We start from the raw sequence: 25,015 nt of genomic DNA, 5'->3' as shown, positions 1-25,015 counted from the left end.
TCTACACGATGTTGAATTTCGATCCAACCATCTCCAAGAATTTTTCCTGCTCTTTGCACTCAGTCTCGGCCAGGGCTTTTCCTGAGTCGCAGTTAACTTTGTCCAAGGAGATACACCATGTCTAATCGCCAAACTGGTACCGTTAAGTGGTTCAACGATGAAAAAGGCTTCGGCTTCATCACTCCACAATCCGGTGACGACCTGTTCGTTCACTTCAAAGCTATCCAATCCGACGGCTTCAAAAGCCTGAAAGAAGGCCAACAGGTTTCTTTCATCGCTACCCGCGGTCAGAAAGGCATGCAAGCTGAAGAAGTTCAAGTTATCTAACTTGTACTGACTTAGTCGAAAGAACCCCGCCCTTAAAAGCGGGGTTTTTTTATGCCTGATCGTTCCTACGCTCCGCGTAGGAATGCAGCCCAGGACGCTCCGCGCCCCCCATGCGACGCAGAACGTCACAAGAGGCGCTACGTAGAGCGTGGGCGCGATCAGTGCATAGCAAAACGCCCGGTGCATTCCCATGCACCGGGCGTTCTTATCGCCAGCTTACAAGCCGCTATTGAAACAACGACTCACTCGACAAGCCATTCTTCTCCAGGATCTCCCGCAAGCGCTTGAGACCCTCCACCTGGATCTGCCGTACCCGCTCACGGGTCAAGCCGATCTCCAGGCCAACGTCTTCCAGGGTGCTGCTTTCATGGCCACGCAGGCCGAAGCGGCGAATCACCACCTCGCGCTGCTTGTCCGTCAGCTCTGAAAGCCATTGGTCGATACTCTGTGATAAGTCATCGTCCTGCAACAGCTCACACGGATCCGTTGGTCGGTCATCCGTCAGGGTGTCCAGCAGGGTTTTATCCGAATCCGGGCCCAGCGAGACATCGACCGAAGACACACGCTCATTAAGACCCAGCATGCGCTTGACCTCTCCCACTGGTTTTTCCAGCAGGTTGGCGATCTCTTCAGGCGAAGGTTCATGATCCAGTTTCTGGGTGAGCTCACGTGCTGCCCGCAGGTAGACGTTAAGCTCCTTGACGACATGAATCGGCAACCGGATGGTCCGGGTCTGATTCATGATTGCGCGCTCAATGGTCTGGCGAATCCACCACGTCGCGTAGGTCGAGAAGCGGAAACCCCGCTCGGGGTCGAACTTCTCCACCGCCCGGATCAAGCCGAGGTTGCCCTCTTCGATCAGATCCAACAGGGACAGCCCACGATTGACGTAGCGTCGGGCGATTTTCACCACCAGGCGCAGGTTGCTTTCAATCATGCGCTTGCGCCCAGCCGGATCGCCCTTTTGCGACAATCGCGCAAAATGGACTTCTTCTTCGGGAGTGAGCAAGGGGGAAAAGCCGATTTCATTGAGGTACAACTGGGTCGCATCGAGCGCCCGGGTGTAATCAATATACTTATGCTGTTTTAACGCTGTGGAGTTTTTGGACTTGGTACGAACTGAAGGTACAGCGGGTCCCTCATTCGACATCGATTCCGTACCGATGCCGGTCTCCATAAGGAGAACCTCATCGTCGATGTCAAACTCCGGCGCTTCTTTACTGAGAGCCATTGTTATAGTCCTTTGGTGAGTTCGACCTCAAGCTCAAGCGACGCCTTTATCCTTGGCAACGCTGGAGCCTGTTCCTTCTACGTGAGGGAACAGGCTGACAACACATCAACGCCGGGGTAGGAATTGCAGTGGATCTACAGGTTTACCTTGGCGGCGAATCTCAAAGTGCAGTTTCACCCGGTCTGTACCAGTCGACCCCATTTCGGCAATTGTCTGTCCGACTTTGACCTGCTGCCCCTCCCGAACCAACAACCTGCGGTTATGACCGTAGGCACTGACGTAGGTATCGCTGTGTTTGATGATGACCAATTCGCCGTAGCCCCGTAAACCACTCCCGGCGTATACAACAGTCCCATCAGACGCAGCTAAAACAGGCTGTCCCAAATCCCCGGCGATATCAATGCCTTTATTCAAACTACCGTTTGAAGAGAATTTTCCAATAAGGATGCCATTTGAGGGCCATCCCCAACCGGTCGGCGCCGGTCCCGCAGGCGGCAACGGCGCGGGTGCCGGCTTGCTCGCAACCTTAGGCGCAGCGGTGCCTGCAGGCCGGGTGAAGACCGTCGTCCTACTGGAAGAAGAGGCCGACGAACCGGATTTTGTCACAACTGCCGTGGGCGCCGACCCCGTGCGTCCATCGAAACGGATAGTTTGCCCCGGATGGATCGTATAGGGCACGGGAATGTTGTTACGTGCAGCCAGCGCCTTGTAATCCCAGCCATAACGGAAGGCGATGGAAAACATCGTATCGCCCTTGCGCACCACGTATTGCCCGGTGGTTACCGTAGGCCGTTGTGGCGCCGCATTATTGCGGTCGACTACCCGCGCCCCGCTACCAGTGCTGGAGCAGGCCGCCAACAAGGAACTCAAGACAAGGCCAATCACCAGTCGCTGAAAGCTCGTTTTACTCATACGCTGCGCAATGACCGTGAGACTCACCCGCCGCTCCCTTTGTGGTGGCTGAAACATGAACGCCTGTATCAGGCTTGAAATATGTCGCAAGTATAACTGGCTGCCGGACTTTAACCGGCAACAAGGTAGAAACGAAAAATTCATCTCGTTTAATAACTACCCAACTTGATGTTGACTCAACGAACCCCGCTGTAAGACACATACCCGACAATAGAATTCAGTACGCCGTGATAAATGATCAGGCCAGCGGGCCATTGAGTAACGGAACGAAACGCACCGCCCCCAGGACATGCCGTGAAAAACCCTCTTCTTCGCGCACGATCAACATCAGTTGTTGCACTTCCCCCGAGCCCACTGGAATCACCAGACGCCCACCCGGGGCCAACTGGTCGAGAAGCGCCTGGGGTACATCGGTGGCCACGGCCGTCACGATGATGCCGTTGTAGGGTGCCAGTGCCGGCCAACCTTCCCAGCCGTCGCCCCAGCGGAACACCACATTGCGCAGGTTCAACTCCACCAGGCGCTCCTTAGCCCGGTCCTGCAATACCTTGATCCGCTCGACCGAGAACACCCGCTCCACCAATTGCGAGAGCACGGCGGTCTGGTAGCCGGAGCCGGTGCCGATCTCCAGCACCTTGTCCAGGGGCCCCGCCGCCAACAGCAGCTCACTCATCCGCGCCACCATATAAGGCTGGGAGATGGTCTGGTTATGGCCAATGGGCAACGCGGTGTCTTCGTAGGCGCGATGGGCCAGGGCCTCATCGACAAACAGATGGCGCGGGGTACGGCGGATGACTTCCAACACCTGGGCGTTGGACAGGCCCTCTTCATAGAGTCGCTGGATCAAACGCTCACGGGTGCGTTGGGAGGTCATGCCGATGCCCCGGCGCAACAGGTCGTCCTGTTCACGAGCCATCAGCGCAGCCCCTCCAGCCAGGGATCGAGACCACCGAAGGCATCATTGAAGGTGCGATCGAGTTGCAGCGGGGTAATCGAAACATAACCTTGCATCACCGCATGAAAGTCCGTGCCCGGCCCGCCATCCTCGGCGTCGCCCGCTGCGGCAATCCAGTAGCCTTCCCTGCCACGGGGATCCACCACTTTCAGCGGTGCCGCAGCGCGGGCGCGGTGGCCCAGGCGGGTCAACTGGATGCCGCGAATATGGTCCAGGGGCAGATTGGGAATATTGACGTTGAGCACCGTACGCGGCGGCAGCACCAGAGTGCCATGGGCCTCCACCAGTTTGCGCGCAAAATACGCCGCAGTGGCCAGGTTATCCACCTGCCGCGACGCCAGCGAAAAGGCAAATGCCGTGCGCCCCAGGAAACGCCCCTCAAGGGCCGCCGCCACGGTGCCGGAATACAGCACGTCATCGCCGAGGTTGGCGCCCAGGTTGATCCCGGACACCACCAGGTCCGGCTCATCGGCCAGCAAGCTGTTGATCGCCAGGTGCACGCAATCGGTCGGCGTGCCATTAACGCTGATAAAGCCATTGGCCAGCGTCTGCGGGTGCAAGGGACGGTCGAGCGTCAGCGAACTGCTGGCGCCGCTTTTGTCCTGGTCCGGGGCAACCACCACGCACTCGGCGTAATCCGCCAGCGCAGCATAAAGCGCGGCAAGGCCGGGTGCGGTGACCCCGTCGTCGTTAGATATCAGAATACGCATGGGCTGTCCGTCTGCCCCACCGGCACCAGATCAACAAGCTCGCGCACCAAGACAGTGGCGAAGCATCCGGCCGGCAGGACGAATTCCAATTGCAGAATGTCAGTCTCGGGATAATGCCACGTCAACCCGCCAATGGGCAGTCGCAGAATGCGCCGTTCCTGGCTCATGCCGGCTTTGGCCAGCCACTCGCACAGGTGCGCCTCGCTGGCGGCGACGGCTTGCTCCAGCTCATGGGTGGCGCCAGCGGCGGGCGAATCGCCTTCACCCCACTGTGGGCCGGTGGGATGCAGGTCGAGGATGGCCAGGCGCGGATCGCTGCACTGCGCCTCCCCCGCCGGGAAAAAGCTGCGGCTGTCGGTGAACGCCAGCAGGTCACCGATCTGGGCACGCTGCCATGAACCATCGGCAACCCGCGCCGCCAACACCTTATTGAACACAAAGCTGCGCGCGGTCGACAGCAGGCGCGAACGCACATTGCGCTGTTCCGGCAAGGCCTTGCGGGCCGCCCAGTCGCGGGCATCGACGACGTTGCCGCCGTTGTGGCCAAAGCGCTGGGCGCCGAAATAGTTGGGGATACCGTGCTTGGCGATCAATTGCAGGCGCGCATCGATCGCGCCGTGGTCGCCGGCCAGCTGGATCAGGCGCAGGGTAAAACCGTTGGCCGCATGCGCGCCACGCTGCAACTTGCGCTTGTGGCGGGCGGTCTTGAGGATTTTCAGGGTGTCGTTTTGCGCCGCGCTCAGGTCCGGGTCGGCCTTGCCCGGCAACTGCACGCTGAACCACTGGCGCGTCAACGCCTGGCGGTCCTTGAGGCCGGCATAGCTGACCGTGCGCAACGGCACGCCGGCAGCCTTGGCAATGCGCCGCGCCGCTTCCTCGGTGTTCAGGCCGCGCTTTTCCACCCACAGCCACAGGTGTTCACCCTCGCCGGTCAGCGGGATATCCAGCACTTCATCGACCTGGAAATCTTCGGCTGTCGCCTTGAGCACCGCACTGCCCAGTGCCTCGCCATAGGCCCGCGGGCCCAATAGTTGCAGGTCGTTCATGCGCGCAGCAACAAGGCGACGGAGTGCACCGCAATGCCCTCTTCACGACCGGTAAACCCGAGCTTTTCGGTGGTGGTGGCTTTCACGTTGACTTGATCCAGTTCTATTTGCAGGTCGGCGGCAATCACTGCGCGCATCGATTCGATATGCGGGGCCATTTTGGGTGCCTGGGCGACGATGGTGTTATCGACATTGCCGACCTTCCAGCCCTTGGCATGGATCAGGCCGACCACATGGCGCAGCAGCACGCGACTGTCCGCGCCCTTGAAGGTGGGATCGGTGTCCGGGAAGTGCTTGCCGATATCCCCCAACGCCGCCGCGCCGAGCAAGGCATCGCTCAAGGCATGCAGCACAACGTCGCCGTCGGAATGAGCCAGCAACCCATGGTGGTGCGCAATGCGCACGCCGCCCAGGGTGATGAAGTCGCCTTCGGCGAAACGGTGCACATCATAGCCGTGGCCAATACGCATAAAAAAACGCCCCGAGTTAATTCAGGGCGTGATTCTACCTACTTTTGCCGGACATTAACCGAGCAAAGCACGTCCATGATGACGCAAGTGGTCCTCGATGAAGCTGGCGATAAAGAAGTAGCTGTGGTCATAGCCCGGTTGCAGGCGCAGCTCCAGCGGATGGCCGGCGGCCTTGGCGGCGTGTTGCAAGGCCTCGGGCTTGAGTTGGGTGGCGAGGAAGTCGTCGCGATCGCCCTGGTCGACCAGCAGTGGCAGTTTTTCCGAGGCTTCGCTGAGCAGCACGCAGGCGTCCCATTCGCGCCACTTGGAGCGCTCTTCCCCCAGGTAGCGGGCAAAAGCCTTCTGCCCCCAAGGGCAATCCATCGGATTGTTGATCGGCGAAAACGCCGACACTGACTGGTAGCGCCCCGGATTGCGCAAGGCGCACACCAACGCACCGTGGCCGCCCATTGAATGCCCGCTGATGCCGCGCTTGTCGGACGCCGGGAAATGCGCTTCAACCAACGCCGGCAATTCCTGCACGACATAGTCATGCATCCGATAGTGCTTGCTCCAGGGTTCTTGCGTGGCATTCAAGTAAAACCCGGCACCCAGGCCAAAATCCCAGGCATTGTCCGGGTCGCCCGGCACACCCGGCCCACGGGGGCTGGTGTCCGGGGCGACGATGATCATCCCCAGCTCAGCCGCCATACGCTGAGCGCCGGCCTTTTGCATAAAGTTCTCATCGGTGCAGGTCAGCCCCGACAGCCAGTACAACACCGGCAGCTTGCCACCCTGCTCCGCCTGCGGTGGCAGGTAGACGGCGAAGGTCATATCGCAATCGAGCACATCGGAATGATGCTTATAGCGTTTGTGCCAGCCGCCGAAGCTCTTCTGGCATGACAGGTTTTGCAGACTCATGGCCGACCTCAGAAATGGATGACGGTACGAATGCTCTTGCCTTCATGCATCAGGTCGAATGCCTTATTGATATCTTCCAGGCCCATGGTGTGGGTGATGAAGGTATCCAACGGGATTTCGCCGGTCTGGGCCATTTCCACATAGCTTGGCAACTCGCTGCGGCCACGCACGCCACCAAAGGCCGAACCGCGCCAGACGCGACCGGTCACCAGTTGGAATGGACGGGTGGCGATTTCCTGGCCAGCCCCGGCGACACCGATGATTACCGACTCGCCCCAACCTTTGTGGCAGCACTCAAGGGCCGCACGCATCAGTTGGACGTTGCCGATGCACTCGAAGGAAAAGTCCACGCCACCGTCGGTCAAATCGACAATCACGTCCTGGATCGGCCGGTCGTAGTCTTTCGGGTTGATGCAGTCGGTGGCGCCCAGTTGCTTGGCGATCTCGAACTTGGCCGGGTTGATGTCGATGGCGATGATACGAGCGGCCTTGGCTTTCACCGCACCGATCACAGCCGACAAGCCGATCCCACCCAGGCCGAAGATGGCCACGGTGTCGCCCGGCTTGACCTTGGCGGTGTTGATCACCGCACCGATACCGGTAGTGACGCCGCAGCCCAGCAGGCAAACTTTTTCCAGCGGGGCTTCTTTGGGGATCTTGGCCACGGAGATTTCCGGCAACACGGTGTATTCGGAAAAGGTCGACGTGCCCATGTAGTGGAAAATCGGCTGCCCCTTGTAGGAAAAGCGTGTAGTACCGTCCGGCATCAGGCCTTTGCCCTGGGTCGCACGGATGGCCTGGCACAGGTTGGTCTTGCCCGACAGGCAGAACTTGCACTTGCCACATTCCGGGGTGTACAGCGGGATCACATGGTCACCCACCGCGACCGAGGTCACACCCTCGCCAATCGCTTCGACGACCGCGCCGCCTTCGTGGCCGAGAATCGATGGGAAGATGCCTTCCGGGTCGGCACCCGACAGGGTGTAGGCGTCGGTATGGCACACCCCGGAAGCGACCACGCGCAACAGGACTTCGCCGGCCTTGGGCATGGCCACATCCACTTCCACGATCTCCAGCGGTTTCTTGGCTTCAAAGGCGACAGCGGCGCGTGACTTGATCATCCGGGTTTCTCCAGGAACTTTAAAAGTGAGACGGGCAGTGTAAAACAGGGCTCTTTGATTAATAATCCAGGCAAAAGCAAAACATTATTGCTGTACTGGGATAATCACCATGCTGGAAAACCGCTGGGAAGGCATCGATGAGTTCGTCGCCGTGGCCGAGTGCAGCCAATTTACCGCGGCCGCCGAACGCCTGGGCGTGTCCTCGTCCCATATCAGCCGCCAGGTGGCACGCCTGGAAGAACGCCTGCAAACCCGCCTGCTCTACCGCAGCACCCGGCGTGTCACGCTGACCGAGGCCGGGCAGACCTTCCTGCAACACTGTCAACGCCTACAGGATGGGCGCGAAGAAGCCCTGCGCGCCGTAGGCGACCTGACCAGCGAACCCAAGGGCATGTTGCGCATGACCTGCGCCGTGGCTTATGGCGAACGCTTTATTGTGCCGCTGGTCACGCGTTTCATGGGGCTGTATCCGCAATTGCGCGTGGATATCGAACTGAGCAACCGCCCCCTCGACCTGGTGCATGAGGGCCTGGACCTGGCGATCCGCCTGGGCCGCCTGCAGGATTCGCGGATGGTCGCCAGCCGCCTGGCGCCGCGACGCATGTATCTGTGCGCATCGCCATCCTACCTGGAGCGGTATGGACGCCCACATAGCTTGTCGGAACTGAGCCGGCACAACTGCCTGATCGGCAGCTCGGATATTTGGCAATTGGCCCAGGATGGGCGCGAATTTTCCCAAAGGGTGCAGGGAAACTGGCGCTGCAACAGTGGGCAAGCAGTGCTTGATGCGGCGCTGCAAGGCGTGGGGTTATGCCAGTTGCCGGATTATTACGTGCTGGAGCACTTGCACAGCGGCGCGCTGGTTTCATTGCTGGAGGGCCATCAACCGCCGAATACGGCGGTGTGGGCGTTGTACCCGCAGCAGCGGCATTTATCGCCGAAGGTGCGCAAGTTGGTGGAGTTCTTGAAGGAGGGGTTGGCTGGGCGGCCGGAGTATGGCGGATGATCTGGGGTGTCAGGCCTGGCCTCATCGCAGGCAAGCCAGCTCCCACACTTGACCGCATTCCAACAGGCACATGCAGTCGAGTGTGGGAGCTGGCTTGCCTGCGATAGAGTCAACCCGGTGTAACTGGCTAGCGGCGATTAGCCCACCGCAACCTAAGCCACTCCAGATCCTCCGGCCGGGTCACCTTGATATTGTCCGCACGCCCTTCGACCAGGCGTGGCGCCTGGCCGGACCATTCCATGGCCGAGGCTTCATCGGTGATGAGCGCATCGGCCACCAGGCTATCGGCCAAGGCCCGATGCAAGGCGCCCAGGCGGAACATTTGCGGGGTGTAGGCTTGCCAGATCAGGCTGCGGTCAATGGTTTCCACCACCCGCCCCTGCTTGTCGACACGCTTGAGGGTGTCGCGGGCCGGCACCGCCAGCAAGCCGCCCACCGGGTCGTCCGCCAGCGCCGCCAGCAACGTGTCGAGATCCTCGCGGCTCAGGTTCGGCCGGGCGGCATCGTGCACCAGCACCCAATCGTCATCGCTGGCGCCCAGGGCATTGAGTTGCAGCAACGCATTAAGCACCGAGCCTGAACGCTGCGCCCCGCCATCCGCGCGCTGGATACGCGGGTCGCCGGCACACCCCAGGTTGGGCCAGTAAGGATCATCCACCGCCAGGCTGACCACCAGCCCCTTGAGGCTCGGGTGGTCAAGGAAACAGCCCAGGCTGTGTTCGAGAATCGTGCGCCCGCCCAACTGCAGATATTGCTTGGGACGGTCCGCGGCCATACGGGCACCGACGCCCGCAGCAGGAATCACGGCCCAGAAGGCCGGTAAACAGGCGTTCATTGGGCCAACTGGTAGAGGGTTTCGCCCTCCTTGACCATGCCCAATTCATGACGAGCCCGCTCTTCAACGGTCTCCATGCCTTTTTTCAACTCAAGCACTTCGGCATCGAGTACACGGTTGCGCTCCAGCAACACCTCATTCTCGGCGTGCTGCGCGGCAATTTGCTGGGTCAGGTCGGTCACCTGCGCCAGGCTGCCATTGCCCACCCAAAGGCGGTACTGCAGGCCAGCCAGCAGCAAGAGCAAGACGAGGAACAACCAATTGGGACTGCGCATCGAATATCGGGTATCCAGTGAAAAAAGACAGCCATGCAAAACTTTTGAAGCAACTGATAGCACGAAGCCTGGAAGACCCAGGCTTGTGCTTGATAGGCATCAGATTAGTGCGCAAATTCACTCTAAAGTGAGTTTTCCGACACAATCCGTTGTCTTTTTACCATCAACGACTCAGCCGCGAAACTCACCACGACCGTTGTATTTGGCTTTACCGCCCAATTGCTCTTCGATACGCAGCAGTTGGTTGTACTTGGAAACGCGGTCGGAACGGCACAGGGAACCGGTTTTGATCTGGCCTGCCGAGGTGCCCACGGCCAGGTCGGCAATGGTCGAATCTTCGGTTTCGCCGGAGCGGTGCGAGATCACGGCGGTGTAACCCGCAGCCTTGGCCATCTGGATGGCTTCCAGGGTTTCGGTCAGGGTGCCGATCTGGTTGAACTTGATCAGGATCGAGTTGGCGATCTTCTTGTCGATGCCTTCTTTCAGGATCTTGGTGTTGGTCACGAACAGGTCGTCACCGACCAGTTGGGTCTTCTCGCCGATCTTGTCGGTAAGGATTTTCCAACCGTCCCAGTCAGACTCGTCCAGGCCGTCTTCGATCGAAATGATCGGGTAGCGCTGGGTCAGGCCCTTGAGGTATTCAGCAAAACCTTCGGAGTTGAACACCTGGCCTTCGCCGGACAGGTTGTACTTGCCGTCTTCATAGAACTCGCTGGCCGCGCAGTCCAGGGCCAGGGTCACGTCGGTGCCCAGCGTGTAGCCAGCGTTGGCCACGGCTTCAGAGATCACTTTCAGTGCATCTTCGTTGGACGCCAGGTTCGGTGCAAAACCCCCTTCGTCACCCACCGCAGTGCTCAGGCCACGGGCCTTCAACACAGCCTTGAGGTGATGGAAAATCTCGGTGCCCATGCGCAGGCCTTCGGAGAAGGTCTTGGCGCCCACTGGCTGCACCATGAATTCCTGGATATCGACGTTGTTGTCTGCGTGTTCGCCACCGTTGATGATGTTCATCATGGGCACCGGCATCGAGTAGACGCCTGGGGTGCCGTTCAGGTTGGCAATGTGCGCGTACAGCGGCAGGTCCTGGTCCTGGGCAGCGGCCTTGGCAGCAGCCAGGGATACAGCGAGGATCGCATTGGCGCCGAGGCTGCCTTTGTTTTCGGTGCCGTCGAGCTTGATCATCGCGTGATCGAGGGCTTTCTGGTCCAGCGGGTCCTTGCCCAGCAACAGGTCGCGGATCGGACCGTTGATGTTGGCTACGGCCTTGAGGACACCCTTGCCCAGGTAACGGCTCTTGTCGCCATCACGCAGTTCCAGCGCTTCGCGCGAACCGGTGGAAGCACCGGACGGCGCGCAGGCGCTGCCGATGATGCCGTTATCGAGAAGCACGTCGGCTTCGACGGTGGGGTTGCCACGGGAGTCGAGAACTTCACGACCTTTGATGTCGACGATTTTTGCCATTGTTGTAAACACTCCAAAGTTGACGAAAACGACGCAGCTGAAGGAAATCTTTTGACCGACCGCAAGGGTGGAACAACGGGGCAGGCTTGCAGACGACAAGGCTCAGGCCCGGGGGCCTGAGCATAAAACGCGGAAAGTTTACCGGAGAAACGCGGGTTACGCGGTCTCTACCGTCGGAAAACTCTTGACCAGTTCGTCCAACTGCTTGAGCTGGGCCAGGAATGGCTCCAGCTTGTCCAGGCGCAGGGCACACGGGCCGTCGCATTTGGCGTTGTCCGGGTCCGGGTGGGCTTCCAGGAACAGGCCAGCCAGGGACTGGCTGATACCGGCCTTGGCCAGGTCCAGCACCTGGGCACGTCGGCCACCGGCGGAATCGGCGCGACCACCCGGCATTTGCAGCGCGTGGGTCACGTCGAAGAACACCGGGTATTCAAACTGTTTCATGATGCCGAAACCGAGCATGTCCACCACGAGGTTGTTGTAGCCGAAGCTCGAACCACGCTCGCAGAGGATCAACTGGTCGTTACCCGCTTCCACGCACTTGTTCAGGATGTGTTTCATTTCCTGGGGGGCGAGGAACTGGGCTTTCTTGATATTGATCACCGCGCCGGTCTTGGCCATCGCGACGACCAGGTCGGTCTGGCGCGACAGGAAGGCCGGCAACTGGATGATGTCGCACACCTCGGCGACCACCGCAGCCTGCTCAGGCTCGTGGACGTCGGTGATGATCGGCACGCCGAAGGCTTGCTTGATGTCCTGGAAGATCCGCATGCCTTCTTCAAGGCCCGGGCCGCGATAGGAGGTCACGGACGAACGGTTGGCCTTGTCGAAGCTGGCCTTGAACACGTACGGGATACCCAGCTTTTGGGTAACGCGCACATACTCTTCACAGACCTGCATCGCCATGTCGCGGCTTTCCAGCACGTTCATGCCGCCAAACAGCACCATGGGCTTGTCGTTGGCAATTTCGATATCGCCTACGCGAATGATCTTCTGGGCCATCAGGTTTACGCCTTCTTCTGATGTTGCGTCAGTGCAGCCTTGACGAAACCGCTGAACAACGGGTGACCGTCGCGTGGAGTCGAGGTGAACTCAGGGTGGAACTGGCAAGCGACGAACCATGGATGATCCGGGGCTTCGACCACTTCAACCAGCTTGCCATCGCCGGAGCGACCGGAGATTTTCAGGCCGGCTTCCTTGATCTGCGGCAGCAGGTTGTTGTTCACCTCATAACGGTGACGGTGACGCTCGACGATCACATCCTTGCCGTAGCAGTCGTGCACCAACGAACCGGACTCCAGCAGGCAATCCTGTGCGCCAAGGCGCATGGTGCCGCCCAGGTCGGAGCTTTCGGTACGGGTTTCGACAGCGCCGGTGGCATCTTCCCACTCGGTGATCAGGCCCACGACCGGGTGGCCGCTGGTGTGATCGAACTCGGTGGAGTTGGCGTCTTTCCAGCCCAGCACGTTACGAGCGAACTCGATAACGGCCACTTGCATGCCCAGGCAGATACCCAGGTACGGCACCTTGTTCTCACGAGCGTACTGTACGGCGGTGATCTTGCCTTCCACGCCACGCAGGCCGAAACCGCCCGGTACGAGGATCGCATCGACGCCTTCGAGCAGCGCGGTGCCCTGGTTCTCGATGTCTTCGGAGTCGATGTAGCGCAGGTTGACCTTGGTCCGGTTGCTGATGCCGGCGTGGCTCATCGCTTCGATCAGCGACTTGTACGCGTCCAGCAGTTCCATGTACTTGCCGACCATGGCGATGGTCACTTCGTGCTCGGGGTTGAGCTTGGCATCGACCACCGCTTCCCACTCGGACAGGTCCGCACCATTGCACTGCAGGCCGAAACGCTCGACCACAAAGTCATCCAGGCCCTGGGAATGCAGGATGCCCGGGATCTTGTAGATGGTGTCGGCGTCTTCCAGGGCAATCACCGCACGTTCTTCAACGTTGGTGAACTGGGCGATCTTGCGGCGCGAGGAAATGTCGATCGGGTGATCGGAGCGGCATACCAGCACGTCCGGCTGCAGGCCGATGGAGCGCAGCTCCTTGACCGAGTGCTGGGTAGGCTTGGTCTTGGTTTCGCCAGCGGTGGCGATGTACGGCACCAGCGTCAGGTGCATCAGCATCGCGCGCTTGGCGCCGACTTCAAAACGCAACTGGCGGATGGCTTCGAGGAACGGTTGGGATTCGATGTCACCCACGGTGCCACCGATCTCGACCATGGCCACGTCGGCATCGCCTGCACCCTTGATGATGCGGCGCTTGATTTCGTCGGTGATGTGCGGGATCACCTGGATGGTTGCACCCAGGTAGTCACCACGGCGCTCCTTGCGCAGCACGTGCTCGTAGACACGGCCAGTGGTGAAGTTGTTGTTCTGGGTCATGGTCGTGCGGATGAACCGCTCGTAGTGGCCCAGGTCCAGGTCGGTCTCGGCGCCGTCGTGGGTGACGAACACTTCACCGTGCTGGAACGGGCTCATGGTGCCCGGGTCGACGTTGATGTACGGGTCCAGCTTGAGCATGGTGACCTTAAGTCCCCGCGCCTCCAGGATGGCCGCCAACGAAGCGGAGGCAATGCCTTTCCCCAATGAAGAAACAACACCGCCCGTGACGAATATGTAGCGCGTCATGAAAAACCCTAGAAGTCTGCGTTAAAGCGGTCGGAGCCGCCGGGGAAAGCGAAGGAAGGCCGAAGCCCCCGATCACCTGCATTAATCACAGTGCACCTTTCAAAAAAACCGCCGCGTTGTGACAGACCAGCAATGGAACACCGGTACGTTGATCGCTACACATTTTTTGGAATCGCCCAGCAAAGACTGCTTGGTAATCGGCAACGACTGTGTTTCAGGAGAATCCACAGAAGTTGTATCAAGAAGGGAGCGTAGTCTACCGGAAAGGCGCTATCAGCTCAAACCTTGATCGCAGGTGGGTGGCGTCCACTGTAATTGCCAGTCATCCCCCTGCCCTGTCGAGGCCCTGGCCAGGTTGGCCACAGCCAGTAAACGGGAGCCCTGGTACAGCAGCGGCAATCTGCCACGGATAAAGCCCGGCACAGCACTTTCGTTGAGCAAACGCTTGAGGTCACGACGGCCGCGGCCTGGCAGTTCCATGACTTCTCCCCCCTGGCGATAGCGGACGCTCAACGGGCCATCAGGGGCGTGCCCGCTGAAATACAACTGGCCGTTACCGGGTAACTGTAGTGGGTTTTGCGGGTGCGACCAGCTCAATGGACTGTCGGAAAACTCTGACCATTTGGTAGGGATCCACCAGATACGATCGTTGCAACGCTGCAATTGGCCATCGGCCAAACGCCACACGGGCTGTGCGTCCGCCTTGGCATCGCGCAAGGTGTGCCAGCCAATCCAGTGCTCGCTGTCGGGTAACAACGTCAGCGGCGCCAGCCAGTACTGTAGGGCGTTGCGCTGACGAGCGTCGGAAAGATCGCGCAGCGGCGCAAGTGCCAACGATGGCAGCGGTAGCCACCCATGCGCCGATGGCCGCTGGGCAGCCTGCACATCCAATTGCGCCAATTCATCGAGCAGCCCTTGGGCCTGCGCTAGATGCCCAGCGGTTCGCGCCAGGGTATTCGCGGCCTGTGGCCAGCGTGCGGTGAGCAGTGGAAATACTTGATGACGCAGGTAATTGCGGGAGAAACGTGAGTCGCCGTTGGAGGGGTCATCGATCCAATTCAACTGCTGTTCGCGGGCGTAGGTTTCCAGCTCGGCTCGCGACATGTCCAGCAGCGGCCGCACCAGGTGCCCTTTACCCAAGGGACGCAGGGCTGGCATGCCGGTGAGGCCCCGCAGCCCAGCGCCCCGCAGCAGGCGAAACAGCAGGGTTTCTGCCTGATCGTCACGGTGCTGGCCGGTGAGTAGCAGTTCATTTGGGCCGATTATCTCGGCGAACGCCTGGTACCGCGCGTCACGGGCCGCACGTTCCAGGCTTGCACCTGGCTGCACTTGCACATGCATGACCCGCAGCGGCACACCTGCGGCATCACAAACCGCCTGGCAATGGGCTGGCCAGCCGTCAGCCGCAGCCTGGAGACCGTGATGGACATGGATAGCCTGCAGAGGTGGCAGGGATTGGTTTTTTGCCAGGTCAGCGAGTAAGTGCAGGAGGACGGTGGAGTCGAGTCCGCCAGAGAAAGCGATGTGCCAGGCCGAGGCGTTGCGCCACGGGGCCAGGGCTTGCAGGAGTTCGGCGGTTAGAGTTGGTTTCATCGCACGTTACCGCCGCAAAACTGGAATACGTTAGCCAAGCATACACAACGCAAATGTGGGAGCGGGCCTGCCCGCGATAGCGGTGTACCAGTCAACCAATCTGGCACTGACACATTGCTATCGCGGGCAAGCCCGCTCCCACATGGGTAATGCCGTGGCTTAGAGGCCGTAGCTCATCAGGCGCTCGTAACGACGGGCCAGCAGCGCCTCGTTGTCGAATTTCTTGAGCATGTCCAACTGCGCGCAAAGTTCGGCGCGGATGGTGGCCGATGCGGCAGCCGGGTCGCGGTGGGCGCCGCCCAGGGGCTCGGCGATCACTTTGTCGACGATGCCCAGGCCTTTGAGGCGATCAGCGGTAATGCCCATGGCTTCGGCGGCATCCGGGGCCTTTTCGGCGGTTTTCCACAGGATCGAGGCGCAACCTTCCGGCGAGATCACCGCGTAGGTGGAATATTGCAGCATGTTCAGTTGGTCGCAGACACCAATGGCCAGCGCACCGCCGGAACCGCCTTCACCGATCACGGTCGCGATGATCGGAGTTTTCAGGCGTGCCATCACTCGCAGGTTCCAGGCAATCGCTTCGCTCTGGTTGCGCTCTTCAGCGTCGATGCCTGGGTAGGCGCCCGGGGTGTCGATAAAGGTCAGGATCGGCATTTTGAAGCGTTCGGCCATTTCCATCAGGCGGCAGGCCTTGCGGTAGCCTTCCGGGCGCGGCATGCCGAAGTTGCGACGCACTTTCTCGCGCACTTCACGGCCCTTCTGATGGCCGATCACCATCACTGGCTGGTCGTCCAGGCGGGCAATACCGCCGACAATCGCCGCGTCATCGGAGAAGTGACGGTCGCCATGCAGCTCGTCGAACTCGGTGAAGATGTGATCGATATAGTCCAGGGTGTACGGACGGCGCGGGTGGCGGGCCAGGCGCGCGATCTGCCAGCTGGTCAGCTTGCCGAAGATGTCTTCGGTGAGCGTCTTGCTCTTGTCTTGCAGGCGGGAGATTTCATCGCCGATATTCAGCGAATTGTCATTGCCGACCAGGCGCAGCTCTTCGATCTTGGCTTGCAGGTCAGCGATCGGCTGTTCGAAATCAAGAAAATTCGGGTTCATAAGCGTCCGTCTTGGGTCGACGGCCAGGGAGTGCCTGGCCAGCCGGTGGTCTATTCGCGCCCTACCTTAAGGGAGAGGCGCGTCAAGGTCGAGATTAAATGTTGAGTCGAGGTCAGGGGTAAAAAACCAGCCCTGACCGTCAACGGTATTGGAGGAAGACGTTGTCACGCCCGAACTGGTCACGCAATGCTTGAATCAAGCCATCGGCCGGGTCAATTCGCCACGTCTCGCCAAACTGCAACATCGCCTTGGCATCGCTGCCGGTGTATTCCATGGTCACCGGGCACGCGCCACGGTGACGCTTGAGCAAGTCCCCCAGCCAGCGTAGCTGATCGCCCTTGAGCGCTTCGGTTTTCACCTTCAGGCGCAGGCTTTCGGCCAGGTTGGTGCGGGCATCTTCCATGCTCATCACACGCTTGATCCGCAGGCGCAGGCCGCCGGAGAAGTCATCGTTGCTGACCTCCCCTTCCACCACCACCATCGCGTCGGTCTGCAACAGCGACTGCGCGGAATGGAACGCGTCGGCAAACAGCGACGCTTCGATACGCCCGGAGCGGTCATCGAGGGTGATGAAACCCATCTTGTCGCCCTTTTTGTTCTTCATCACCCGTAGGGCAATGATCATCCCGGCCACGGTCTGGGTATCACGCGCCGGTTTCAGGTCGATGATGCGCTGGCGGGCGAAACGGCGGATCTCGCCTTCATATTCGTCAATCGGGTGACCGGTGAGGTACAGGCCCAGGGTGTCTTTTTCACCCTTGAGCCGCTCCTTGAGGGTCAGCTCCTTGGCCTTGCGGTGGTTGGCGTACACATCGGCATCTTCTTCGACGAACAGCCCGCCAAACAGGTCGGCATGCCCGCTGTCATGGGTGCGGGCGGTCTGTTCGGCGGCCTTGATCGCTTCTTCCATGGCGGTCAGCAGCACCGCGCGGTTACGGTCGATATTGGCCTGGTAGGCCTTCGGCTCGTCATGGAAGTACGGGCCGAGACGGTCGAGTGCGCCGCTGCGGATCAGGCCATCCAGGGTCCGTTTATTGATGCGTTTGAGGTCGACCCGGGCGCAGAAGTCGAACAGGTCCTTGAACGGCCCATCCTGGCGCGCCTCGGTGATCGCCTCAACCGGGCCTTCACCCACGCCCTTGATCGCGCCCAGGCCGTAGATGATGCGGCCTTCGTCGTTCACGGTGAACTTGAACTCCGAGGCGTTCACATCCGGGGCGTCGAGACGCAGCTTCATGGTCCGCACTTCTTCGATCAAGGTCACGACCTTGTCGGTGTTGTGCATATCCGCCGAAAGCACCGCCGCCATAAATGGCGCCGGGTAGTGGGCCTTCAGCCAGGCCGTCTGGTACGACACCAGGCCGTAGGCGGCGGAGTGGGATTTGTTGAAGCCATAACCGGCGAATTTTTCCACCAGGTCAAAGATGTTACCGGCAAGGTCAGCATCGATATTGTTGGTGGCACAACCTTCAATGAAACCGCCGCGCTGCTTGGCCATTTCTTCGGGTTTTTTCTTACCCATGGCCCGGCGCAGCATGTCCGCGCCACCCAGGGTGTAACCGGCCATGACCTGAGCGATCTGCATCACCTGTTCCTGATACAGGATGATGCCGTAGGTCGGCGCCAGTACCGGCTTGAGGCCTTCGTACTGGTAGTCGGAGTGCGGGTAGGCCAGTTCGGCACGCCCGTGCTTACGGTTGATAAAGTCGTCAACCATGCCCGATTGCAGCGGGCCCGGACGGAACAGGGCCACCAGTGCGATCAAGTCTTCCAGGCAGTCGGGCTTGAGCTTTTTGATCAGCTCCTTCATGCCCCGGGATTCAAGCTGGAATACCGCCGTGGTTTCGGCTTTTTGCAGCAGGGCGTAGGTCGGCTTGTCGTCCAGCGGGATAAAGGCGATATCCAGCGGTGCTTCATTGACCTTGGCGCGCTCGCGGTTGATGGTCTTGAGCGCCCAGTCGATGATTGTCAGGGTTCGCAAGCCGAGGAAGTCGAACTTCACCAGGCCGGCCGCCTCCACGTCGTCCTTGTCGAACTGGGTTACCAGGCCATCGCCTTCTTCGTCGCAATAGATCGGCGAAAAGTCGGTCAGTTTGGTCGGCGCGATGACCACACCACCGGCGTGCTTGCCGACGTTACGCACCACGCCTTCGAGCTTGCGCGCCATCTCCCAGATTTCGGCGGCTTCTTCATCGACCTTGATGAAGTCGCGCAGGATTTCTTCCTGCTCGTAGGCTTTTTCCAGGGTCATGCCGACTTCAAAGGGGATCATCTTCGACAGACGATCCGCCAGGCCGTAGGACTTGCCCTGCACCCGCGCCACGTCGCGGATTACCGCCTTGGCCGCCATGGAACCAAAGGTAATGATCTGGCTTACCGCGTTGCGGCCATATTTCTCGGCCACATATTCGATGACCCGGTCACGACCATCCATGCAGAAGTCGACGTCGAAGTCGGGCATCGATACCCGTTCCGGGTTCAGGAACCGCTCGAACAGCAGGTCATATTCCAGCGGGTCAAGGTCGGTGATCTTCTGCACATAAGCCACCAGCGAGCCGGCACCCGACCCCCGGCCAGGCCCAACCGGCACGCCGTTGCTTTTGGCCCACTGGATAAAGTCCATTACGATCAGGAAGTAACCGGGGAACCCCATCTGGATAATGATATCCAGCTCGAAATTCAGCCGGTCGACATACACCTGGCGCTTGGCCTCGTAGTCTTGGGTGGTGTCCCGAGGCAGCAGGACGGTCAGCCGTTCTTCCAGGCCATCAAAGGACACTTTGCGAAAATATTCATCGATGGTCATGCCATCGGGAATCGGGAAGTTAGGTAAGAAGTGCTTGCCCAGCTTCACTTCGATATTGCAGCGCTTGGCAATTTCGACGGAGTTTTCCAGGGCCTCGGGCAGGTCGCTGAACAGCTCGGCCATTTCCTCGGCGCTCTTGAGGTATTGCTCTTCGCTGTAGTTCTTCGAGCGGCGCGGGTCGTCCAGCGCCCGGCCTTCGCCGATGCACACGCGGGTTTCGTGGGCCTCGAAGTCTTCCTTCTTGATAAAGCGCACATCGTTGGTCGCCACCAGCGGCGCGCCCAGCTTTTCGGCCAGGGCCACGGCGGCGTGCAGGTGCTCTTCGTCGTTGGGGCGGTTGGTACGCTGGATTTCCAGGTAGAAGCGGTCAGGGAATACCGTCATCCAGTCACGGGCGAGAACCTCAGCCTCCTGGGGGTTGCCGCCCAGCAAGGCAATCCCGACCTCCCCTTCCTTGGCCGCCGACAGCATGATCAGCCCTTCACTGGCCTCGGCCACCCATTCGCGCTCGATGATGATCGAGCCATTGCGCTGGCCATCGATAAAACCACGGGAAATCAGTTCAGTCAGGTTGCGATAACCTACGCCGTTCATCGCCAACAGACTGATACGGCTCAGTGGGTTATCGGGGTCCTTGTTGGACAGCCACAAGTCGGCGCCGCAGATCGGCTTGATGCCCGCGCCCATGGCGCTCTTGTAGAACTTGACCAGGGAGCACATGTTGTTCTGGTCGGTCACCGCCACCGCAGGCATATTCATGCCCACCAGGGTTTTGACCAGCGGTTTGATCCGTACCAGGCCGTCGACCAGGGAGTATTCAGTGTGCAGGCGCAGGTGAACGAATGAAGCCGGCATAGTGATCCTGTCTAGATACGTGTGAAAACAACAAGGCCCGGATTGTACCGGGCCTTGCGTAAAACATCAGCCTGCGCCTAAATCTCGACCTGGCTTTCGCGTGCCTCGTAAGCCTGGCGGACCGGGGCGAACGAGCGGCGGTGGATCGGCGTGGGGCCCAACCGGGCCAGGGCTTCCAGATGCACGGGCGTCGGGTAGCCTTTATGGCCGCCAATGCCATAGCCCGGATAGATCAGCTCAAACGCCGCCATTTCACGGTCGCGACTGACCTTGGCCAGGATCGAGGCGGCGGCAATCGCCGGCACCTTGCTATCGCCCTTGACCACGGCTTCGGCCGGCATCGCCAGCTTCGGGCAGCGATTACCGTCGATCATCGCCAGTTTCGGGGTGATGTGCAGCCCCTCGACAGCGCGCTGCATGGCCAGCATCGTGGCATGCAGGATGTTCAGTTCGTCGATTTCCTCGACTTCGGCCCTGGCAATATGCCAGCTGAGGGCTTTTTCGCAAATTTCGTCAAAAAGCTTTTCACGACGGGCTTCGGTGAGTTTCTTCGAGTCATTGAGGCCGAGAATCGGACGACTCGGGTCAAGAATCACCGCTGCCGTGACTACCGCACCACACAACGGGCCGCGCCCGACCTCATCGACACCGGCGACCAGTTCGTGGGTTTGGGCGACCAGGCTGAAATCCAGGCCCATTTGCGTCTTCATAGGGTTTCCTGATGGCGGCCGATCAAGGTCAACACGGCATCGGCGGCCTGGTTTGACGCATCACGGCGCAAGGTACGGTGAATTTCGTCAAACCCACGGGTCTGCTCTTCGCCACCGTCGATCAACGGCAGAAGGGTCTGGGCCAAGGCGTCGGGGGTTGCAGCATCCTGCAACAGCTCCGGCACCAACAACCGCTGGGCCAGCAGGTTGGGCAAGGAGATGTAGGGACTTTTGACCATGCGCTTGAGAATCCAGTAGGTCAGCGGCGCCAGGCGGTAGGCCACGACCATCGGGCGCTTGTAGAGCAAGGCCTCCAGCGTGGCGGTGCCGGAAGCAATCAGCACCGCATCACACGCAGCCAGGGCCAGGTGCGAACCACCGTCGAGCAGGGTCAAGGGCAGGTCGCGCCCCACCAGCAGGGCCTCGATCTGCGTACGCCGCTGCGGGCTGGCGCATGGCAGTACAAAACGCACCCCAGGCTTCAAGGCCTGTAGGCGCTCGGCCGCATCGAAAAATAGTGCGCCCAGGCGCCCGACTTCACCGCCACGGCTGCCGGGCATCAACGCCACCAGCGGCCCTTCGGGCAAGCCCAGCTCGGCGCGGGCGGCGGCGCGATCCGCTTGCAGCGGGATGGTATCGGCCAGGGTATGGCCGACAAACTTCACCGGCACGCCCTTCTCTTCGTAGAACCGCGCCTCGAACGGCAGCAGGGTCAGCATCAGGTCGCAGCCTTCGCGGATCTTCAGCACGCGCTTCTGCCGCCACGCCCACACGGACGGGCTGACGTAATGCACAGTCTTGATCCCGGCCTGACGCAACTTGAGTTCGATATTGAGGGTGAAGTCCGGTGCGTCGATACCGATAAAGACGTCCGGCTTTTCGGCAATCAGGGTCTGGATCAGCAGTTTGCGCCGAGCCAGCAGCTCACGCAGGCGCCCCAGCACTTCCACCAGCCCCATGACCGACAAACGCTCCATGGGAAAGTAGGAGGTCAGGCCTTCAGCCTGCATCAGGGGGCCGCCGACCCCAATGAATTCCACCGCCGGATGCTGCGCCTTGATGGCTCGCATCAGGCCCGCGCCGAGAATATCGCCGGAAGCTTCTCCGGCCACCAATGCAATACGCAGTGTGGCCATGGTCAGCGGGTGATGCCGCGAGTCGATGCCTGGATCGAATCACGGAATATGGCAACTTCTGGAAACAGCGCTGCCGGCTCGGCCAGATCGGCCAGTGCCTGGTCAACCGTCAGGCCCTGGCGATACACCACCTTGTAGGCTCGACGCAGGGCGTGGATGGCATCTTCGCTGAAACCACGGCGGCGCATGCCTTCAAAATTCATGCTGCGGGCTTCGGCAGGGTTGCCAAAGACCGTGACGAACGCCGGTACATCCTTGCCGATAGCCGTACCCATGCCGGAAAAGCTGTGGGCGCCGATATGGCAGTACTGATGCACCAGGGTGAAACCGGACAGGATCGCCCAGTCGTCAACGTGTACATGGCCGGCCAGCGCGGTGTTATTGACCAGGATGCAATGGTTGCCAATCACGCTGTCATGACCGATATGGGCATAGGCCATTACCAGGTTGTGATCGCCCAGGGTGGTTTCTGCCCGATCCTGCACGGTGCCACGATGAATGGTCACGCCTTCACGAATGATGTTGTGATCACCGATTACCAGGCGGGTTTCTTCACCCTTGTACTTCATGTCCGGCGTGTCTTCACCTACCGAGGAAAACTGGTAGATGCGGTTGTGTTTGCCAATGCGGGTCGGACCCTTGAGGATCACGTGCGGCCCGATGACTGTCCCCTCGCCGATTTCCACACCTGCGCCGACGATCGACCAGGGGCCGACCTCAACGTCGGCGGCCAGTACGGCCGTCGGATCGATGATTGCGCGAGGGTCAATCAAACTCATAGTTTGCGTTCCGCGCAGATGATTTCGGCGGAGCACACAGGCTTGCCATCAACGGATGCCTGGCATTCAAACTTCCAGATCTGGCGCTTGCAACTCACAAACTTGGCTTCCAGGATCAACTGGTCACCTGGGGTGACCGGATTGCGGAAACGCAGTTTGTCGGAGCCCACGAAATAATAAAGCGTGCCATCGGCAGGCTTCAGGTCGAGCATTTTAAAACCCAGGATACCAGCGGCCTGCGCCATTGCTTCGATGATCAACACGCCCGGCATGATCGGGTGCGCGGGGAAGTGACCATTGAAGAAGGGTTCGTTGATGCTGACATTCTTGTAGGCACGAATGCGCTTCTCCTCAACATTCAGCTCCACTACACGGTCCACCAGCAGGAACGGGTAACGGTGAGGCAGGTATTCGCGAATCTCGTTGATGTCCATCATTTCGGGGGGAAGCCTGTAATAAAGATTGGGAGCGCGCGGACTAAGGCACGCCCCTCTAGCAAATCAAGAAGGCAGTCTAGCTGCTGTGCACACTTGATATGGAAATGGTATCAGCCATCTGATGAAACATTACTGCCAGGGGTCACGTCCCCAACACGTTTTTCCAGATGTTTCAGGCGCCGGGCTATGTCGTCCAACTGCCTTAAACGGGCCGCGCTCTTGCGCCACTCGGCCGCGGGTTGCATCGCTGTACCGGAAGAGTAAGCCCCAGGCTCGGTAATCGAGTGGGTGACCATGGTCATGCCAGTAATGAATACGTTGTCGCAGACTTCAATATGGCCCACCAGCCCGACACCACCGGCCAGCATGCAATGCTTGCCGATCCTGGTGCTACCGGAGATGCCAACGCACGCGGCCATGGCCGTGTGATCGCCAATCTGTACGTTGTGGGCGATCTGGATCTGGTTGTCCAGCTTCACACCATTGCCAATCACGGTATCGGCCAAGGCCCCGCGATCGACGGCGGTGTTGACGCCAATCTCCACATCGTCACCGATCAGCACACCGCCGACCTGGGCGATCTTCTGCCAAATGCCCTTCTCATTGGCAAAGCCGAAGCCTTCGCCGCCGATCACCGCACCCGACTGAATCACTACCCGCTGCCCGATACGCACATCGTGGTATAGGGTCACGCGCGGCGCGAGCCAGCCGCCTGCGCCGATTTCGCTGCGAGCACCGATAAAGCAATGGGCACCAACAGTCACGCCGGCACCAATGCGCGCACCACTCTCGATCACCGCAAACGCACCAATGCTCGCCGCTGGATCAACCTGGGCGTCATCGGCAACCACGGCCGACGGATGAATACCAGGGGCAGCCTTGGGTTTCGGGTCGAACAAATGGGAAACCCGCGCATAAGCCGCGTAAGGGTCAGCCACCACCAGCGCATCCCCGGCAAACGTCTCGGCGTCAGCGGCCTTCAGCAATACGGCTGCGGCCTGGCTGTCGCCCAGGTATTTACGGTATTGGGGGTTTGCGAGGAAGCTCAACTGAGCTGGGCCAGCCTCCTGCAAGGTGGCTAGCCCAGTGATTTCCTTCTCCTTGGAGCCACGCAAGGTAGCTCCCAGGAACTCGGCCAATTGACCGAGTTTGATAGTCGCAGTCATGGTTTACTTCAGCTGGTTCATGCGCTCGATCACCTGGCGGGTGATGTCGTATTGAGGCTTGACGTCAATCACGGCGCCACGCTCGAAGACCAGGTCAAAAGCACCTTTCTTGATGACTTCTTCCACGGCGCTGTCGAGTTTTGGCTTCAATTGTTTGAGCATTTCGCGGTCGGCAACAGCCTTGGCCTCGTTCAGCTCCTTGGACTGGAACTGGTAGTCACGGGCCTTTTGCTTGAATTCAAGCTCCAGACGCTCACGCTCGCCTTGCTGCATTTTATCGCCACCGGCGACCAGACGATCCTGGATACCTTTGGCGCTGCTTTCCAGGGTCTTGAGCTTGGTCAGTTGCGGACCGAATTTTTTCTCGGCATCCACGGCGTACTTCTTGGCCGCGTCGGATTCCAGCAGGGCCATCTGATAGTTCAGGACGGCGATTTTCATTTCGGCAAACGCCGGGGTTGCGACCAGCACGGTTGCCAGAAGAACCAATTGAGTCAACTTACGCACGATGCACTCCTACAGAATCCGTTGTCGTTAT

The 25,015-nt window shown here is 60.0% G+C and carries 24 protein-coding genes; 2 read left to right on the top strand and 22 right to left on the bottom strand.

Annotated elements, in window-relative coordinates:
- The first annotated feature begins 117 nt into the window (after nt 1-117).
- Nucleotides 118-327, top strand: a complete 210-nt coding sequence (locus AC07W7_RS21665) for a cold-shock protein (RefSeq protein WP_002554837.1) — start codon at nt 118-120, stop codon at nt 325-327.
- A gap of 226 nt (nt 328-553) precedes the next feature.
- Here AC07W7_RS21665 and rpoS read toward each other — a convergent pair whose 3' ends face one another.
- The 8 genes from rpoS to AC07W7_RS21625 all read right to left on the bottom strand — a co-directional run bounded on the left by rpoS (nt 554) and on the right by AC07W7_RS21625 (nt 7,672).
- Nucleotides 554-1,558, bottom strand: coding sequence for an RNA polymerase sigma factor RpoS (gene rpoS, locus AC07W7_RS21660; protein ID WP_038446486.1), 1,005 nt, complete (start codon nt 1,556-1,558; stop codon nt 554-556).
- A 105-nt stretch (nt 1,559-1,663) separates the two neighbouring features.
- Complete coding sequence (locus AC07W7_RS21655; protein WP_076962200.1) at nt 1,664-2,497, bottom strand: peptidoglycan DD-metalloendopeptidase family protein; 834 nt, start codon at nt 2,495-2,497, stop codon at nt 1,664-1,666.
- A 211-nt stretch (nt 2,498-2,708) separates the two neighbouring features.
- On the bottom strand, nt 2,709-3,344 hold the full coding sequence (locus AC07W7_RS21650; protein WP_169865481.1) for a protein-L-isoaspartate(D-aspartate) O-methyltransferase: 636 nt from the start codon (nt 3,342-3,344) through the stop codon (nt 2,709-2,711).
- Nucleotides 3,345-3,385: 41 nt separating this feature from the next.
- Nucleotides 3,386-4,135 (bottom strand): 5'/3'-nucleotidase SurE, encoded by a 750-nt coding sequence (gene surE, locus AC07W7_RS21645; protein WP_076962187.1) that lies wholly within the window; start codon nt 4,133-4,135, stop codon nt 3,386-3,388.
- Nucleotides 4,123-5,181, bottom strand: coding sequence for a tRNA pseudouridine(13) synthase TruD (gene truD, locus AC07W7_RS21640; RefSeq protein WP_495040080.1), 1,059 nt, complete (start codon nt 5,179-5,181; stop codon nt 4,123-4,125). Before truD ends, surE begins: the two co-directional genes overlap by 13 nt.
- Complete coding sequence (ispF, locus tag AC07W7_RS21635) at nt 5,178-5,651, bottom strand: 2-C-methyl-D-erythritol 2,4-cyclodiphosphate synthase (protein WP_029297241.1); 474 nt, start codon at nt 5,649-5,651, stop codon at nt 5,178-5,180. Before ispF ends, truD begins: the two co-directional genes overlap by 4 nt.
- Before the next feature lie 54 nt (nt 5,652-5,705).
- Nucleotides 5,706-6,551, bottom strand: coding sequence for an S-formylglutathione hydrolase (gene fghA / locus AC07W7_RS21630; RefSeq protein WP_169897960.1), 846 nt, complete (start codon nt 6,549-6,551; stop codon nt 5,706-5,708).
- An 8-nt stretch (nt 6,552-6,559) separates the two neighbouring features.
- A complete protein-coding gene (locus AC07W7_RS21625) occupies nt 6,560-7,672 on the bottom strand; it encodes an S-(hydroxymethyl)glutathione dehydrogenase/class III alcohol dehydrogenase (protein WP_076962184.1) in 1,113 nt (370 codons plus the stop codon).
- A 109-nt stretch (nt 7,673-7,781) separates the two neighbouring features.
- Between AC07W7_RS21625 and AC07W7_RS21620 the strand changes: the two genes are divergently transcribed.
- On the top strand, nt 7,782-8,678 hold the full coding sequence (locus AC07W7_RS21620; protein ID WP_169897958.1) for a LysR substrate-binding domain-containing protein: 897 nt from the start codon (nt 7,782-7,784) through the stop codon (nt 8,676-8,678).
- Between the two features lie 127 nt (nt 8,679-8,805).
- Here AC07W7_RS21620 and ispD read toward each other — a convergent pair whose 3' ends face one another.
- From ispD to AC07W7_RS21550, 14 genes are all read right to left on the bottom strand, one after another.
- Nucleotides 8,806-9,513, bottom strand: coding sequence for a 2-C-methyl-D-erythritol 4-phosphate cytidylyltransferase (ispD, locus tag AC07W7_RS21615; RefSeq protein ID WP_076962183.1), 708 nt, complete (start codon nt 9,511-9,513; stop codon nt 8,806-8,808).
- A complete protein-coding gene (gene ftsB / locus AC07W7_RS21610; RefSeq protein ID WP_029297251.1) occupies nt 9,510-9,788 on the bottom strand; it encodes a cell division protein FtsB in 279 nt (92 codons plus the stop codon). Before ftsB ends, ispD begins: the two co-directional genes overlap by 4 nt.
- A 171-nt stretch (nt 9,789-9,959) precedes the next feature.
- On the bottom strand, nt 9,960-11,249 hold the full coding sequence (gene eno / locus AC07W7_RS21605; protein ID WP_076962182.1) for a phosphopyruvate hydratase: 1,290 nt from the start codon (nt 11,247-11,249) through the stop codon (nt 9,960-9,962).
- Between the two features lie 156 nt (nt 11,250-11,405).
- A complete protein-coding gene (kdsA, locus tag AC07W7_RS21600) occupies nt 11,406-12,251 on the bottom strand; it encodes a 3-deoxy-8-phosphooctulonate synthase (RefSeq protein ID WP_169865386.1) in 846 nt (281 codons plus the stop codon).
- A 5-nt stretch (nt 12,252-12,256) separates the two neighbouring features.
- The gene (gene pyrG / locus AC07W7_RS21595) at nt 12,257-13,888 is read right to left on the bottom strand and encodes a CTP synthase (protein WP_076962180.1); all 1,632 of its coding nucleotides are present in this window, start codon (nt 13,886-13,888) and stop codon (nt 12,257-12,259) included.
- A 273-nt stretch (nt 13,889-14,161) separates the two neighbouring features.
- Nucleotides 14,162-15,481, bottom strand: a complete 1,320-nt coding sequence (gene tilS / locus AC07W7_RS21590; protein WP_495040079.1) for a tRNA lysidine(34) synthetase TilS — start codon at nt 15,479-15,481, stop codon at nt 14,162-14,164.
- Between the two features lie 159 nt (nt 15,482-15,640).
- Nucleotides 15,641-16,588 (bottom strand): acetyl-CoA carboxylase carboxyltransferase subunit alpha, encoded by a 948-nt coding sequence (locus AC07W7_RS21585; protein ID WP_029297260.1) that lies wholly within the window; start codon nt 16,586-16,588, stop codon nt 15,641-15,643.
- A gap of 139 nt (nt 16,589-16,727) precedes the next feature.
- The gene (gene dnaE, locus AC07W7_RS21580; protein ID WP_197880998.1) at nt 16,728-20,249 is read right to left on the bottom strand and encodes a DNA polymerase III subunit alpha; all 3,522 of its coding nucleotides are present in this window, start codon (nt 20,247-20,249) and stop codon (nt 16,728-16,730) included.
- Nucleotides 20,250-20,326: 77 nt separating this feature from the next.
- Nucleotides 20,327-20,959 (bottom strand): ribonuclease HII, encoded by a 633-nt coding sequence (gene rnhB, locus AC07W7_RS21575; protein WP_076962177.1) that lies wholly within the window; start codon nt 20,957-20,959, stop codon nt 20,327-20,329.
- On the bottom strand, nt 20,956-22,095 hold the full coding sequence (gene lpxB, locus AC07W7_RS21570; protein ID WP_076962176.1) for a lipid-A-disaccharide synthase: 1,140 nt from the start codon (nt 22,093-22,095) through the stop codon (nt 20,956-20,958). Before lpxB ends, rnhB begins: the two co-directional genes overlap by 4 nt.
- A gap of 2 nt (nt 22,096-22,097) precedes the next feature.
- Nucleotides 22,098-22,874: an acyl-ACP--UDP-N-acetylglucosamine O-acyltransferase gene (lpxA, locus tag AC07W7_RS21565; protein WP_076962175.1), complete on the bottom strand. Its 777-nt coding sequence runs from the start codon at nt 22,872-22,874 to the stop codon at nt 22,098-22,100.
- Entirely contained in the window at nt 22,871-23,311 is a 441-nt protein-coding gene (gene fabZ, locus AC07W7_RS21560; protein ID WP_029297270.1) for a 3-hydroxyacyl-ACP dehydratase FabZ, read from the bottom strand. The genes lpxA and fabZ overlap by 4 nt, the downstream gene beginning before the upstream one ends.
- A gap of 110 nt (nt 23,312-23,421) precedes the next feature.
- Nucleotides 23,422-24,477: a UDP-3-O-(3-hydroxymyristoyl)glucosamine N-acyltransferase gene (lpxD, locus tag AC07W7_RS21555; protein WP_076962174.1), complete on the bottom strand. Its 1,056-nt coding sequence runs from the start codon at nt 24,475-24,477 to the stop codon at nt 23,422-23,424.
- Between the two features lie 3 nt (nt 24,478-24,480).
- Nucleotides 24,481-24,984, bottom strand: coding sequence for an OmpH/Skp family outer membrane protein (locus AC07W7_RS21550; protein ID WP_003219314.1), 504 nt, complete (start codon nt 24,982-24,984; stop codon nt 24,481-24,483).
- Nucleotides 24,985-25,015 lie beyond the last annotated feature (31 nt).

It is taken from the genome of Pseudomonas sp. GW821-FHT01D09 (assembly GCF_059422465.1).
Note: the sequence above shows the minus strand (reverse complement) of the source record. Positions and strands in the feature narration are given on the sequence as shown.

Coding starts and splice junctions, on each gene's coding strand:
- rpoS (WP_038446486.1), bottom strand. CDS start 1,558: ATGGCTCTCAGTAAAGAAGCGCCGGAGTTTGACATCGACGATGAGGTT.
- dnaE (WP_197880998.1), bottom strand. CDS start 20,249: ATGCCGGCTTCATTCGTTCACCTGCGCCTGCACACTGAATACTCCCTG.
- kdsA (WP_169865386.1), bottom strand. CDS start 12,251: ATGGCCCAGAAGATCATTCGCGTAGGCGATATCGAAATTGCCAACGAC.
- eno (WP_076962182.1), bottom strand. CDS start 11,249: ATGGCAAAAATCGTCGACATCAAAGGTCGTGAAGTTCTCGACTCCCGT.
- truD (WP_495040080.1), bottom strand. CDS start 5,181: ATGAACGACCTGCAACTATTGGGCCCGCGGGCCTATGGCGAGGCACTG.
- tilS (WP_495040079.1), bottom strand. CDS start 15,481: ATGAAACCAACTCTAACCGCCGAACTCCTGCAAGCCCTGGCCCCGTGG.
- ispD (WP_076962183.1), bottom strand. CDS start 9,513: ATGAACGCCTGTTTACCGGCCTTCTGGGCCGTGATTCCTGCTGCGGGC.
- surE (WP_076962187.1), bottom strand. CDS start 4,135: ATGCGTATTCTGATATCTAACGACGACGGGGTCACCGCACCCGGCCTT.
- AC07W7_RS21585 (WP_029297260.1), bottom strand. CDS start 16,588: ATGAACCCGAATTTTCTTGATTTCGAACAGCCGATCGCTGACCTGCAA.
- AC07W7_RS21625 (WP_076962184.1), bottom strand. CDS start 7,672: ATGATCAAGTCACGCGCCGCTGTCGCCTTTGAAGCCAAGAAACCGCTG.
- ftsB (WP_029297251.1), bottom strand. CDS start 9,788: ATGCGCAGTCCCAATTGGTTGTTCCTCGTCTTGCTCTTGCTGCTGGCT.
- ispF (WP_029297241.1), bottom strand. CDS start 5,651: ATGCGTATTGGCCACGGCTATGATGTGCACCGTTTCGCCGAAGGCGAC.
- AC07W7_RS21665 (WP_002554837.1), top strand. CDS start 118: ATGTCTAATCGCCAAACTGGTACCGTTAAGTGGTTCAACGATGAAAAA.
- lpxD (WP_076962174.1), bottom strand. CDS start 24,477: ATGACTGCGACTATCAAACTCGGTCAATTGGCCGAGTTCCTGGGAGCT.
- lpxA (WP_076962175.1), bottom strand. CDS start 22,874: ATGAGTTTGATTGACCCTCGCGCAATCATCGATCCGACGGCCGTACTG.
- lpxB (WP_076962176.1), bottom strand. CDS start 22,095: ATGGCCACACTGCGTATTGCATTGGTGGCCGGAGAAGCTTCCGGCGAT.
- rnhB (WP_076962177.1), bottom strand. CDS start 20,959: ATGAAGACGCAAATGGGCCTGGATTTCAGCCTGGTCGCCCAAACCCAC.
- pyrG (WP_076962180.1), bottom strand. CDS start 13,888: ATGACGCGCTACATATTCGTCACGGGCGGTGTTGTTTCTTCATTGGGG.
- fghA (WP_169897960.1), bottom strand. CDS start 6,551: ATGAGTCTGCAAAACCTGTCATGCCAGAAGAGCTTCGGCGGCTGGCAC.
- AC07W7_RS21650 (WP_169865481.1), bottom strand. CDS start 3,344: ATGACCTCCCAACGCACCCGTGAGCGTTTGATCCAGCGACTCTATGAA.
- fabZ (WP_029297270.1), bottom strand. CDS start 23,311: ATGATGGACATCAACGAGATTCGCGAATACCTGCCTCACCGTTACCCG.
- AC07W7_RS21620 (WP_169897958.1), top strand. CDS start 7,782: ATGCTGGAAAACCGCTGGGAAGGCATCGATGAGTTCGTCGCCGTGGCC.